The sequence below is a fragment of the Polycladospora coralii genome (assembly GCF_014773435.2).
Taxonomy (GTDB): Bacteria; Bacillota; Bacilli; order Thermoactinomycetales; family Thermoactinomycetaceae; genus Polycladospora; species Polycladospora coralii.
The window spans coordinates 80,769-93,718 of the sequence record NZ_JACXAG020000004.1; the positions used below are offsets into that span (position 1 = coordinate 80,769).

The 12,950-nt window shown below is 39.3% G+C and carries 13 protein-coding genes; 12 read left to right on the plus strand and 1 reads right to left on the minus strand.

Going from position 1 to position 12,950, the window contains the following annotated elements; all coding sequences use genetic code 11:
* Positions 1–14: 14 nt before the first annotated feature.
* Positions 15–1,262 (plus strand): competence/damage-inducible protein A, encoded by a 1,248-nt coding sequence (locus IC619_RS10100; RefSeq protein WP_191139890.1) that lies wholly within the window; start codon positions 15–17, stop codon positions 1,260–1,262.
* Complete coding sequence (locus tag IC619_RS10105; RefSeq protein WP_191139889.1) at positions 1,259–2,842, plus strand: DEAD/DEAH box helicase; 1,584 nt, start codon at positions 1,259–1,261, stop codon at positions 2,840–2,842. Before IC619_RS10100 ends, IC619_RS10105 begins: the two co-directional genes overlap by 4 nt.
* Before the next feature lie 64 nt (positions 2,843–2,906).
* Here the strand turns inward: IC619_RS10105 and IC619_RS10110 are convergent, their stop codons facing one another.
* The gene (locus IC619_RS10110) at positions 2,907–3,221 is read right to left on the minus strand and encodes a metal-sulfur cluster assembly factor (protein WP_191139888.1); all 315 of its coding nucleotides are present in this window, start codon (positions 3,219–3,221) and stop codon (positions 2,907–2,909) included.
* A gap of 159 nt (positions 3,222–3,380) precedes the next feature.
* Between IC619_RS10110 and recA the strand changes: the two genes are divergently transcribed.
* From recA to IC619_RS10160, 10 genes are all read left to right on the plus strand, one after another.
* Entirely contained in the window at positions 3,381–4,463 is a 1,083-nt protein-coding gene (gene recA, locus IC619_RS10115; RefSeq protein ID WP_191139887.1) for a recombinase RecA, read from the plus strand.
* Positions 4,464–4,499: 36 nt separating this feature from the next.
* On the plus strand, positions 4,500–5,141 hold the full coding sequence (locus tag IC619_RS10120; protein ID WP_191139886.1) for a RecX family transcriptional regulator: 642 nt from the start codon (positions 4,500–4,502) through the stop codon (positions 5,139–5,141).
* 2 nt (positions 5,142–5,143) lie between these two features.
* Positions 5,144–6,127 (plus strand): metallophosphoesterase family protein, encoded by a 984-nt coding sequence (locus IC619_RS10125; RefSeq protein WP_191139885.1) that lies wholly within the window; start codon positions 5,144–5,146, stop codon positions 6,125–6,127.
* The gene (locus tag IC619_RS10130; protein ID WP_191139884.1) at positions 6,124–7,602 is read left to right on the plus strand and encodes an AAA family ATPase; all 1,479 of its coding nucleotides are present in this window, start codon (positions 6,124–6,126) and stop codon (positions 7,600–7,602) included. Before IC619_RS10125 ends, IC619_RS10130 begins: the two co-directional genes overlap by 4 nt.
* Positions 7,577–7,822 (plus strand): hypothetical protein, encoded by a 246-nt coding sequence (locus IC619_RS10135; RefSeq protein WP_191139883.1) that lies wholly within the window; start codon positions 7,577–7,579, stop codon positions 7,820–7,822. Before IC619_RS10130 ends, IC619_RS10135 begins: the two co-directional genes overlap by 26 nt.
* Positions 7,823–8,497: an ATP-binding protein gene (locus IC619_RS10140; RefSeq protein ID WP_191139882.1), complete on the plus strand. Its 675-nt coding sequence runs from the start codon at positions 7,823–7,825 to the stop codon at positions 8,495–8,497.
* A 226-nt stretch (positions 8,498–8,723) separates the two neighbouring features.
* Positions 8,724–10,241 (plus strand): ribonuclease Y, encoded by a 1,518-nt coding sequence (gene rny / locus IC619_RS10145; protein ID WP_191139962.1) that lies wholly within the window; start codon positions 8,724–8,726, stop codon positions 10,239–10,241.
* Between the two features lie 52 nt (positions 10,242–10,293).
* A complete protein-coding gene (locus tag IC619_RS10150) occupies positions 10,294–11,088 on the plus strand; it encodes a TIGR00282 family metallophosphoesterase (protein ID WP_191139881.1) in 795 nt (264 codons plus the stop codon).
* 379 nt (positions 11,089–11,467) lie between these two features.
* On the plus strand, positions 11,468–11,728 hold the full coding sequence (locus tag IC619_RS10155) for a stage V sporulation protein S (RefSeq protein ID WP_191139880.1): 261 nt from the start codon (positions 11,468–11,470) through the stop codon (positions 11,726–11,728).
* A gap of 150 nt (positions 11,729–11,878) precedes the next feature.
* The gene (locus IC619_RS10160; protein WP_191139879.1) at positions 11,879–12,826 is read left to right on the plus strand and encodes a dipeptidase; all 948 of its coding nucleotides are present in this window, start codon (positions 11,879–11,881) and stop codon (positions 12,824–12,826) included.
* The last annotated feature ends 124 nt before the right edge of the window (positions 12,827–12,950 follow it).

A 12,950-nucleotide genomic window follows, 5' to 3' on the forward strand; every position in this document is an offset into this window, starting at 1 on the left:
GAAGGATAGGTGGCATGAAAGCAGAGATCATTACAGTCGGATCAGAACTTTTGCAAGGACAGACGATAGACACCCATTCCATGTTTTTATCACAAGAACTACTTAACTTAGGCGTTACAGTAAATTTTCATAGTAGTGTCCGAGATGACCAGGAGCAACTATTGGCGTTACTAGACTTAGCATCTAAGCGCTCTGACTTCATTTTTTTGTGTGGAGGATTAGGGCCTACTTTGGATGACCTAACGAAGGAAACATTAGCTACATACCTAAATGTTACATTGGTACAAGATGAAGAAACAACGAAACGATTAGAATCAATATTTGAAGGTGCATCGAATCTACTCACTCAGAATAATTATAAACAAACTTTTGTTTTTCCGGATGGTGTGATTTTTCAAAATCAAAATGGGACAGCACCAGGATTAGCAGTAACGAAGCATAGACAAACTTATATTTGTTTGCCAGGACCGCCTGCTGAGCTAAGACCTATGTTTGAAACAAGTGTAAAACCTTTTTTGTTGGAGTTAATGCCAGATGTACATGCAATTGTATCCCATCCTTTGTCTTTCTTTGGAATCGGCGAGTCTATGCTTGAAGATCGAATACAAGATGTGGTAAAGAAGAGTACGAATTCAATTGTAGCTCCATATGCAAAAGAGTATGGTGTAACACTTAGATTAACGGCAAAAGGAAAAACGGTATCAGAAGCTCAGAGGATGGTAGCACCCATTCGAAAGTTGATTTTGGAGCGGGTCGGGGAATATTGTTATAGTGAAAGAGACGAGTCGCTAGAAGAAGTAGTGTCCACTAAGTTAAGGCAACTAAATAAAAGCCTAGCTGTTGTAGAGAGTTGTACAGGTGGACTTTTAGCTCATTTAATCACGAGTGTTCCTGGAAGCAGCCAATCTTTTAAGGGTGGAAGTATCTCTTACACAAATGAGAGTAAAGCTATGCTTATCGATGAGGGTATAGTAGAGCGATACGGTGCAATTAGTATGCAGACGGCAGAGGCTTTGGCTGAGCAGACGCAACGAAAATTTAAAACACATTTTGCACTTAGTACAACCGGTGTAGCAGGTCCAAATGAGAGTGAAAATAAACCAGTAGGTCTTATATACATTGGGCTTGCTGAAAAGGGTAAGCCGACACGGGTTTATCAAATAAAGTTAAAAGGCTCAAGACGTCGTATTCAGCTTTTAACTGCAAAATATGCTTTATTTATCCTACAGCAACGATTAAAGAAAGGTGAAACTATAACATGAGTCGTTTTAGAGAATTTGATTTGAGTCCTGAAATATTACAAGGAATCCAAGATTTGGGTTTTGAAGAGCCTTCTCCTATTCAAGCTGAATGTATTCCTTATGTGATTCGAGGAGAAGATGTTATCGGTCAAGCACAGACAGGGACAGGTAAAACTGCGGCATTTGGTATTCCAGTGTTAGAACGAATTGATCCTTCTATTAATAAAGTGCAAAGCATTATATTAACGCCTACACGAGAATTAGCTATTCAAGTTTCAGAAGAGCTAAGAAAAGTGGGGAGAAGTAAGCAAGTGAAGTCACTACCGATTTACGGTGGGCAAGCGATTGGACGCCAAATTAAAGCATTGCAACAAGGTGTTCACGTTGTGATTGGAACGCCGGGACGCTTATTAGATCATCTGCGTCGTGGTACATTAAATACTGAGTATGTCGATATTATTGTACTAGATGAAGCAGATGAAATGCTTGATATGGGTTTTATTGATGACATTGAAACTGTGTTAAAATTTTTACCTAAACAAAGACAGCTACTGCTTTTCTCTGCTACGATGCCATCAGGTATTCGTCATTTGGCACAAAAATATATGCGCAGACCTAAATATATTACTGTGAATCGCGGCGAAGTAACTGTTCCTGTCATTAAACAAGTTTATTATCGAGTACTAGAAAACTTTAAGATTGAAGCACTGTGTCGAATATTAGATAGTGAAGAAGTAGATCTATCCATTATCTTTTGTCGTACTAAAAAAGGTGTAGATGATTTAACGGAGTCTTTGCAGGCACGAGGCTATTTGGCAGGTGGTTTGCATGGGGACCTAGCACAGCAACAGCGTGATCGTGTGATGAATGCCTTTCGTAAGGGAGAAATTGAACTATTAATTGCGACAGATGTAGCAGCAAGAGGAATCGACGTGGGCAATATTTCACATGTGATTAACTTTGATATTCCTCAAGATGTTGAAAGTTATGTACATCGCATTGGTCGAACAGGTCGAGCGGGTCGAACCGGAGTGGCTTTGACACTGGTTACACCACGTGAACTGAAACAATTACGTACGATAGAACAAGAAACAGGTGCAGAATTAAGAGCGAAGGAGCTTCCAACTTTAGAAGAAGTGGCTGTAAAACAACAACAAACATGGAGCGCACAAATCTCAGAAGCGATTCAATCAGGTACAGACTTCTCTCTTTTTGAAGATATGGTCACACAATTAACACAGGAATTTTCACCTGAAAAAGTAGCTACTGCCGCCTTATATTTAACTTTTTCTGAGCGATTTAACAAAAGTAAAGATGCGACTTATCACTTTGGCGAAACCGGGGCATCGCCTGGTATGGTTCGATTCTTTATTAATTTAGGTCGAAATGCAAACTTACGACCACAAGAACTGGCTAAAGCGATCGCGGATCATGCAGGTATTGGTTTAAGACAAGTGGGGCGTATTAATATATATGACCGTTTTTCATTTGTTGAAGTCCCTGAAGACGTTGCTCCGTTTGTATATGAAGCATTACGTCAATCACGCATAAATGGTGCAAGGGTAAACATGGAACCTGCTCGTCCACGTAATCGCTCATAATTTAAAATAAAAAAGAGTTAGCTAACTGCACAGTCAGCTAACTCTTTTTATATGTTTTTCAGCTTTAGTCGGTTATGCCAAGTGCAATTTTGGCATAACGGCTCATGCGACTTTTATCCCATGGTGGGTTCCATACAATATCGACATTTACGTCTTTCACATCATCCACTTTTTTGACTGCTTGGACTACCATGTCATTAATCGTACCTGCGAGCGGGCATCCCATGGCCGTCAGTGTCATCGTCACGTCTACTTGACCTTCATCGGAGATCGAAACGTCATAGACAAGCCCTAAATTTACGATATCGATATTTAATTCGGGGTCGTTTACTTCTTCCAGCTCTTCCATAATCTGATCTTTCATCTTTTCTTTGTTCATGATTTCCCTCCTCACTATGGTACTCTATCACAAAATGATCCTTTTCACACATTAAAATAAACGAATAAATGTTCGTAAAACATCTTGGCAGAAGCATAAAAAAAGGGTATGATGTTGGTATTGAGTAACTGGAAAGAGAAAGTATGAGGGGGCAGATGTATGTCAGACCGTAATCAAGCGTTAGAAATGGCACTGAGACAAATAGAAAAGCAATTTGGTAAAGGTTCTATTATGAAGTTGGGAGAAGATACAACTACACAAGTTGAGACTGTATCTAGTGGAGCATTAGCTTTAGACATTGCACTTGGAATTGGTGGATTTCCACGAGGTCGTGTGATTGAAGTGTATGGCCCAGAATCATCAGGTAAGACAACGGTTGCTTTACATGCGATTGCTGAAATTCAAAAAGCAGGTGGTCAAGCTGCCTTCATTGATGCGGAACATGCCTTAGATCCTGTGTATGCTCGTAATCTAGGAGTCAATGTATCAGAATTACTTCTATCTCAACCAGACACGGGTGAGCAGGCCCTAGAAATATCGGAAGCTCTTGTACGAAGTGGAGCAATTGATGTGGTTGTAATTGATTCGGTAGCTGCACTGGTACCGAAAGCAGAAATCGAGGGTGAAATGGGAGACTCCCATGTCGGATTACAGGCGCGCTTGATGTCCCAAGCGTTACGGAAATTATCTGGTGCCATTAATAAATCGAAAACGATTGCCATTTTTATTAACCAGATTCGTGAAAAAGTGGGCGTCATGTTTGGTAATCCTGAAACCACTCCAGGAGGAAGAGCACTTAAATTTTACTCTAGTGTTCGTTTAGAAGTGCGCCGAGCAGAAACGATTAAACAAGGAAATGATATGGTGGGAAACCGTACGCGCATAAAAGTTGTAAAAAATAAAGTAGCCCCTCCATTTAAACAGTGTGAAGTAGATATCATGTTTGGCGAAGGGATTTCCAAAGAAGGAAGTGCACTAGACATCGCGACAGATCTAGATATTGTAAACAAAAGTGGTGCATGGTATTCGTTTGATGGCGATCGGTTAGGGCAAGGACGAGAAAATGCGAAACAGTTTCTAAAAGATCATCCACATCTTTATGTAAACATTGAGAACAAAATACGTAAACATTACGACTTGCCATTAATGAGTGGTGTAGATTCAGAACTTACACCTGATGCACAATCAGATAAAAAAGGTAGAAAAGCGAAGGAAAAAGTAGGCAACGCTGAAGAGAGCTAAACGTAGTAGATGAGGTGTCAAATTGTGGAGGAGAAAATGCGAATCACCCGCATTGAAAGGGAAAGTAGACTGAAAAAACGTTATCAAATTTTTGTCAATGAACAAACTTTGATATCTGTTCATGAAGATACGTTAATTAAACATAACCTGCATAAGGGCATGGAAGTTAATCAACATACACTACGAGATGTGATGAAAGCTGATGAGCGGAATCAAGTTCGGCTTAAAGCGCTTAGATACTTGAGTTACAGACCTAGAACTTGTAATGAAGTTCGCATCTATTTGGCTAAACTAGAATTAAATCCAGATGATATTGAACATATGATTGCGGAGTTGAAAGATTGTGGCTATTTAGATGATCGCAAGTATGCCCATGCTTGGGTAAAAGAAAGAAAACGAAACAAAGGTTATGGCTGGCTCAAAGTTAAACAAGAGCTGAAAGCAAAAGGAATTTCGGATCGCTGGATTGAAGAAGTTCATTCACAATTTGCACAGGAAGAGCAGCGCCAATTGGCAATGGAAATTGCCGAGCGGCGCTATCTTCGCATTCAACATGACCCGTGGCCTAAAATTGAACGGAAACTAGGACAATACTTACAACGACGGGGATTTTCACTGAGTGAGATTTATGATGTACTTGCTCACATTCGCGCACAAAATCGTATAGAAAGGGAATAATTATGCGCATACTTTACTTTACTGACACACATATTCGCGGTACAACGCCTAGAAGTCGTACAGATGATTTTCTAGCTACATTACGCGAGAAAATAGAAGAAGTAATTGAGATTGCAGACAAGGAGCAGGTTGACTATGTATTGCATGGTGGAGATGTATTTGATCGTCCTAATTTATCACCAGCTGTCGTCAGGGAATTTGCCGCTTTATTTCGTAAGCTTAATGTACCCATATACACAATCGCGGGGAATCATGATATATATGGGCATAATCCACAAACGATCGATCGGACTATGTTAGGTTTGCTCGATGCATTTGGTACGGTTCGTCTGCTTCATGAGGGGGACAGGGTTAAGTTACATCAAAATGGGATCACAGTTCAATTAAGTGGCATGCCTTTTCACTACGATCTGGATAAACGCGATGTGGCACTTGATTATCAAGTGAAAAATGAAATGAATGCCGATTACTGTATTCATATGGTACATGGTATGTTAGTAGAGCGTGCTTTACCAGAGTCTGTTCCACACACACTCGTACATGAAACTTGGTGTGAGGATGTAGACGTTCTATTGACGGGTCATTATCATGCTGGTTTTCCTATTCAAGAACGAGCTGGAAAATATGTGGTGAACCCTGGTGCATTGGCTCGGATTAATAATCATCCTTCAGAGATGAAACGTATGCCACAAGTTGCAGTGTTGCAATTTGACAACGAAATCAATATCAATTTTATTCGCTTACAAAAAGCGAAAACGGGAGCAGATATTCTTGATCGTTCCTATTTAGAAAAAGCGGCCTATCAAGAAGAACGATTAGCTGAATTTATTCAGCAAGTACGATCGGGTACTGATTTTGAAGAGATTGATATACGTGAAATTATTTTGCAGATTTCGGGAGCGGAAAATGTGGAAGAAGAGGTTCGAATGGAGGCTATGCGACGAATAGCAGTAGAGCAAGAAAAAGAGGAGGCTAGTTCAAATTGAATCGCTTTCATAAATTAACAATCGAAAACTTTCAGTCTCATAAATTTACAGAAATCGAGTTTTCTGATGGGCTTAATGTATTCGTGGGGCCATCAGATAGTGGCAAAAGTGCAATCTTACGTGCCTTACGATGGGTATTAATGAATATTCCAAGAGGACAAGATTTTATTTATAAAGGGGCTAAACAATGTCGTGTGATCCTTACAATGTTAAATGGCACACAAATTACAAGAGTACGAGGTGGGTCTATCAACCGGTATATTTTAACTTTACCGGATGAGGAAGAGCAGATCTTTGAAGGGTTTGGTAATACAGTACCGGATGAAATCAAACAAGTTCATCAGATTGAGGCCTTAAAAATTGATCAAGAATTGTATGAGCTTCATTTTTCCAAACAATTAGAAAGTCCATTCTTATTATTTGATTCACCACAAAGTAAAGCAAAAGTAATCGGAAGAATCAGTGGCGCGCATTTAATCGACCAAGCCCGCAAAAAAACGGGACAAGATCGGCTAGCAATTCAACAAGAAACAAAACATCTATTCAATCAAATGAATGAACTCGAGCAAAAACTAGAACCCTATCAAATATTACCATCCCTCGAAAAACAGTTAGAAAAAGCGGAACAAAAATATAATCAAGTACATCATTTCAGCCAAGTAAAAGAGAGTTATCAAGCGTTGTTTCATCGTTTACAAAAAGTTGAGCAAGAAAAGCATGAAAATAGCCGGATCATGAAGCAGTTAAAGCAAATTCCTCAACTACAGTCTGACTTGAAGAAAGTTGAAAATCAATACATGATATATCGACAATTGAAACGATTAAACCTACAATATAGACGTGTTTTGTTAGATAAAGATCGATGTGATCAAACCATAACGAGAACAAAAAACCTTCCTGTAATCGAACAGGGTATAGATGAGATAATTGAAAAAAAGAATCGACTCCTTCAATTAAAACAACTTCATCAAAGGAATCAACTACTGTTAAAACAAAAAGCACATATTACACAAAAATGGATTCAACTAAAAGAGATACCTAAGGCGTTAGAAGTGGTGCCCCCTATTGAAAATACCATTTTCCGCTTGAAAAAGCTGATGTTACTACATACAAAATATGAAAATTGGATGACTGAACGTCAAGAACATTTATCAATGGTCAATCGATATCAACATGTAAAGCGAGTGACAAATGTTACACTACCCACATTAGAAGAAAAGCAGAATCAACTTCGCCGCTTAAATGAACTGAGCGCAAGATGGGCTGATATGAAGTGGCGCTTACAAAAAGGTAAGAAATATTGTAAGGAACGGAAAACAGACATTGAAAGACTAACAGCTGAGTGGGCGGATATCCTCACGAAAAGAGGTACATGTCCAACCTGTGGTACAATGATAGATGATCAAGTGATGACTCACATTATGGAAGAAATCAATGGAGGTTCGACCCATGGAACAGTTGGAAGAAAAGATTAAACGGATTAAAGAGGACTTAGACAAGGCGAAGAGCGATCTATTAAAAGCAGAAACTCGATTAGAAAGCTTAGAAAAACAAGAAGAAGAACTCGTGCGTGAATCACGTGAACTTGGTGTGGAACCGGATCAACTTCAATCTGAAATCAAACGTCTAGAACAAGAAATTGAAGAAGAATTAGAAAAAGTGATCTCTATGTTGCCACAGGAGTTGAAAGCGTAAATGGAAGAAATTGATCTCAGTTTGATTGGAAATCATTTAAAACAAGCAAGGAGCACTTTAGAAAAAAAGAAAATAGAGTGTCATATTCACCAAGAGCAACTATCAGAGTTGAGGAAACGAGTCACAAAACTAGAGATGGAAAAAGAGTTAATGGATAAAGTACATGCTATTTTTGATTTGTCAGCGCAACATGCCAGAGAACAAGCGAAACAGCAACTTGAAACGTTAGTTACGAATGCACTTCAATATGTATTTGGACCTACCTTTGGGTTTGTCATTGAATTGAAGAGTCATAGCGGGAATCCCACTGCAGAGTTTTATGTTACCACTACATATGATGAGGAGATTATTCAAAATAAACCCCAAGATGCTCGTGGTGGAGGTATTGTGGATATTATCTCCCTGGCTCTTCGCGTTGCACTCATTGAGACTGTGAGGCCAAGACCAGAAGGACCGATCATTCTGGATGAGCCTGGTAAACATATTAGTGAGGATTATATATTACCTATGATAGAATTCCTTAAATCAATTGGTGAAACCTTTAATCGTCAAATTATAATGGTTACACATAATACACATTTAACAGAATCATCAGATTATGCTTATCACGTGCGTATTCAAGATGGAAAATCTCAAGTGCAATTAAGCCGTCGCCTTGACAATGGGATTACTTAAAGAATACAATTAACCTGTATCTTTTATTTTATACAAAAAGAGATACCTCTGGATCGTAATTTCTTAAAATTGACAGTGATGTAAATGAGAATGCTGGTTATCCAGCCTTAACCTGGTATAGCAAAACGAAAAGATGAACGAGATCAGACCGAGCTCATCGGTCTTGTTTTTTAGATATATATAGAGGAGGTGAGCGTAACAGGTGTTTGAAGGGCTTAACATCATTATGCTGTTTGCCTTCCTCGGAATCGGTATCTTGATTGGATATTGGATACGAAAGACAGCAGCAGAAGCTAAAATTGGTAGTGCAGAAAAAGAAGTAGCCGTCATGCTAGAACAAGCAGAGCGAGATGCAGACGCAGTAAAAAAGGAGAAGGTTTTTGAGGCAAGGGATGAAGCCCATCTTCTTCGTGTTGAAGCTGAGAAGGAAATTCGTGAACAACGTAATGAGTTACAGCGTGTTGAAAGACGACTCAGTCAAAAAGAAGAAACATTAGAGCGAAAACAACAGTCCAATGAAAAAAGAGACGAGTCTTTAAATAAACGTGAGCGTCAGATTGAAATTCGCGAACGCCAAATCGAAGAGCTATACCAGGAGCAGACGAAAGAGATGGAACGAATTTCAGGATTGACGATCGATGAAGCAAAACAAATGATTCTTTCTAAAGTTGAAAATGAGATGCGTCATGAAACAGCACAATTGATAAAGGATATGGAACAGCAAGCACTCGATGAAGCAGATAAAAAAGCAAGAAATATTTTATCGCTTGCGATACAACGGTGTGCTGCGGATCATGTTGCCGAAACAACGGTTTCGGTAGTCACCTTGCCAAATGACGAGATGAAAGGTCGTATTATTGGTCGTGAAGGGCGTAATATACGTACTTTAGAAACCTTAACGGGTATCGATCTGATCATAGATGATACACCAGAAGCAGTTATCTTATCTGGTTTTGACCCTATTCGTCGAGAAGTGGCACGAGTAGCATTAGAAAAATTGGTCGCTGATGGACGCATTCACCCTGCACGAATTGAAGAGATGGTTGAGAAATCAAGACGGGATGTAGATGAACGAATCCGTGAATATGGGGAACAATCCACATTTGAAACGGGTGTTCATGGCTTACACCCTGATTTAATCAAGATTATTGGGCGCTTAAAATTTCGTACCAGTTATGGTCAAAATGTATTAAAGCATTCCATGGAAGTAGCTCATTTGTGTGGTTTGTTAGCAGCTGAATTAGGTGAGGATATTCATTTAGCTAAAAGAGCAGGTATTTTGCACGATATCGGAAAAGCGATTGACCACGAAATAGAAGGGTCTCATGTTGATATTGGTGTAGAACTGGCTAAAAAATATAATGAACATCCGATTGTAATTAATAGCATCGCCGCTCATCACGGTGATTGTGAAGCGACAAGTGTAATCGCGGTTCTCGTAAGGGCTGCCGATGCACTTTCAGCAGCACGACCTGGTGCGCGACGAGAAACATTGGAAGCCTATATTAAACGGCTGGAAAAGTTAGAAGAGATCTGCGAGTCGTTCGAAGGGGTAGAAAAGTCTTACGCGATTCAAGCTGGACGCGAATGCCGTATCATTGTGAAACCTGATGATGTAGATGATGCTGAATCGACTAGGTTGGCGAGAGAAATCACAAAACAGATTGAGAATCAGCTGGACTATCCAGGTCATATTAAAGTTACCGTTATACGAGAAACGCGATCAGTAGAATATGCGAAATAGAGTGGCCTTTGGCCGCTTTATTTTTATGATTGAAAGGTGTCTGAAGAGAACTATGAAAATATTGATGATAGGCGATGTTGTCGGAGAGTTAGGTCGACGGACATTGCGTGATTACTTGGCACAGTGTGTACAAATCTACACACCAGATATGGTGATTGTGAATGGAGAAAATGCAGCAAATAATGGTAGAGGGATGAATCGCTCCATTGCGCAAGAATTTTTTTCGTTAGGCGTCCATTGTATTACGCTTGGAAATCATGCTTGGGGACAGCCTGAAATCTTTGATTTTATTGATCGAGAACAGAGAATCGTACGGCCGGCTAATTATCCATCTGACTCTCCTGGAAATGGCTATACCATTCTGTCTACACCAGCTGGTAAAGTTGCAGTCGTTAATTTAATGGGGAGAGCACTGATGTCTACATTAGATTGTCCCTTTGTAAAAATTGATGCTGTTTTACAAAAAATACCTACATCTGCATTTGTGTTCGTAGATATGCATGCGGAGACCACATCAGAGAAACAAGCGATGGGGTGGTACTTAGATGGGCGTGCTTCTGCGGTTATTGGTACACATACACACGTTCAGACGGGTGACGCACGTATCCTGTCAAAAGGAACAGGTTTTTTAACGGATGTAGGAATGGTGGGACCTTATGATGGCATTTTAGGAATGAAAAGGGAGGCTGTCATTCGTAGATATGTGACACAATTACCTGTTCGTTTTGAAGTTGCGACAGGAAGAAGTCAGCTTAATGCCGTTTATTTAGAATTGGATCGGCAGACGAAAATGACTAAAAAAATAAAAACAATTCGTATTGATGATGAACATCCTCTTATGGGATAGAAAGATACAAGTGGACAAATTCTTAGGAGCAACGCTTAAGGTTTGTCTTACAGAATTTAAATTCTGAATTTGTCATTTAATAAAAATGATGATTATTTTTAGATTAAGAAGGGAATAGGAGTCTTTAGCTGGAAAGTAAATGATAAAGTATAGGGTCAGTTGTTAGAGGCAAAGCAATGAGAATGTGAATAAAATTATATATATTCAGTGATGTCGTTTATTCACATAGATTAGCGCTTTTTGATCTGATCTTTTTACGGCTTATATGTATAATTTTCTTTTTAACTTTTGCTTGAGGCATCTGAAATAGCAGGAATTTTTGTGAATTAAGCGAATAAATTAAGAGTGGATTCACTCCAACCATCGAGGAGGTACCTTAATGGAAGTATTAAAAGTTTCAGCAAAATCTAATCCGAATTCTGTCGCCGGAGCACTAGCTGGTGTGTTACGTGAACGTGGTCAAGCAGAAATGCAAGCAATTGGTGCTGGTGCCCTTAATCAAGCTGTTAAAGCGGTTGCAATTGCACGAGGGTTTGTCGCTCCCAGTGGGTTTGATCTAATCTGTATCCCGGCCTTTACCGACATCATCATCGATGGTGAAGAGCGAACCGCGATCAAATTAATCGTTGAACCGCGTTAAGTCGGAACTGATAGAAAAGGAAAAACCTGTTCACATGGCAGGTTTTCTTTTTTTGGTGAATAAGGTAATAGAGGAGATTCAATTTTCAATTCCCAAAGCTTGCCGACTGGCAAGTTTTCTTCATTTATTTATAAAAAGGAGGGGTGAAAATTGAGATGGTTTGATGGTCATTGCGATGTATTATATCGCATGTGGAAAGAGCCAAACAAACATCAGTTTTATCATGAAGAATGTGAGTTGGATGTGAGTTATCATAAGTTAATGGCGGGAAAGGTAGACATACAGGTGTTCGCAGTCTTTATCCCGCCAAAGGTTGCAGTGCGAAATAGAAGAGAGGTTGCATTAAAACAGATCGATCTTTTTTATCAAAATATATTGGCAAAATCAAATAAAATGAAATTAATTAAGGGTTCATTCATCACAGATCGTGATGATAAGCGAATCGGTGCGATGTTAGCGTTAGAGGGAGCAGATGCTTTAGAAGGAGACCTCCTAAATTTACGTATATTTTATTATTTAGGGGTTCGGCAAATTGGCTTGACTTGGAATTATGCGAATGAAGTGGCTGATGGGATTGAAGAAATGCGTGGCGCTGGATTGACTGAGTTTGGAAAAAGACTTCTTCGGGAAATGAATAAACTAGGAATGGTTGCTGATATTTCTCATTTGTCTGTGCAAAGTTTTTGGGATGTGCTAGCGATGCCACAAGTGGAAATCGTAGCATCTCACTCCAATTCATTCACCGTTTGTCCGCATAAGCGTAATCTTACGGATGAGCAGATCAAAGCAATCATTTCTCGCAAAGGGTTGATAGGCCTAACCTTTTATCCGCCATTTGTGGCTATGAAAAAGCAACATGTTACGATTTCAGACTTATTACGCCATATCGATCATGTGTGTGCATTGGGCGGAGGAGATCATCTTGTTTTTGGTTCAGACTTTGACGGGATTGATCAGAAAATCAACTTACTAGAAAATGCTTCCCAATTACTACATTTGAAGGAAGTACTGTGCAAGTATTATGAAAAGAGTTTAGTTGAAAAATGGGCTTATACAAATGCGAACCAATTTTATAGTAGAGTACTAGCGAAATTGTAAAAAAAATAGGGTCAGTGTGCGGTTACACTTCTTAAAACAGTGTAATAGGCTAAGAATAGAAGAAATTCTCTCTAAAGAAGAGATAAAACGGTTGCTTTTTATTTTTTAGAGTACTATCATTAAT

What these genes read in the sequence shown, in the direction of transcription:
- IC619_RS10100 (WP_191139890.1), top strand. Translation starts at nt 15, where the DNA reads ATGAAAGCAGAGATCATTACAGTCGGATCAGAACTTTTGCAAGGACAG.
- IC619_RS10105 (WP_191139889.1), top strand. Translation starts at nt 1,259, where the DNA reads ATGAGTCGTTTTAGAGAATTTGATTTGAGTCCTGAAATATTACAAGGA.
- IC619_RS10110 (WP_191139888.1), bottom strand. Translation starts at nt 3,221, where the DNA reads ATGAACAAAGAAAAGATGAAAGATCAGATTATGGAAGAGCTGGAAGAA.
- recA (WP_191139887.1), top strand. Translation starts at nt 3,381, where the DNA reads ATGTCAGACCGTAATCAAGCGTTAGAAATGGCACTGAGACAAATAGAA.
- IC619_RS10120 (WP_191139886.1), top strand. Translation starts at nt 4,500, where the DNA reads ATGCGAATCACCCGCATTGAAAGGGAAAGTAGACTGAAAAAACGTTAT.
- IC619_RS10125 (WP_191139885.1), top strand. Translation starts at nt 5,144, where the DNA reads ATGCGCATACTTTACTTTACTGACACACATATTCGCGGTACAACGCCT.
- IC619_RS10135 (WP_191139883.1), top strand. Translation starts at nt 7,577, where the DNA reads ATGGAACAGTTGGAAGAAAAGATTAAACGGATTAAAGAGGACTTAGAC.
- IC619_RS10140 (WP_191139882.1), top strand. Translation starts at nt 7,823, where the DNA reads ATGGAAGAAATTGATCTCAGTTTGATTGGAAATCATTTAAAACAAGCA.
- rny (WP_191139962.1), top strand. Translation starts at nt 8,724, where the DNA reads ATGCTGTTTGCCTTCCTCGGAATCGGTATCTTGATTGGATATTGGATA.
- IC619_RS10150 (WP_191139881.1), top strand. Translation starts at nt 10,294, where the DNA reads ATGAAAATATTGATGATAGGCGATGTTGTCGGAGAGTTAGGTCGACGG.
- IC619_RS10155 (WP_191139880.1), top strand. Translation starts at nt 11,468, where the DNA reads ATGGAAGTATTAAAAGTTTCAGCAAAATCTAATCCGAATTCTGTCGCC.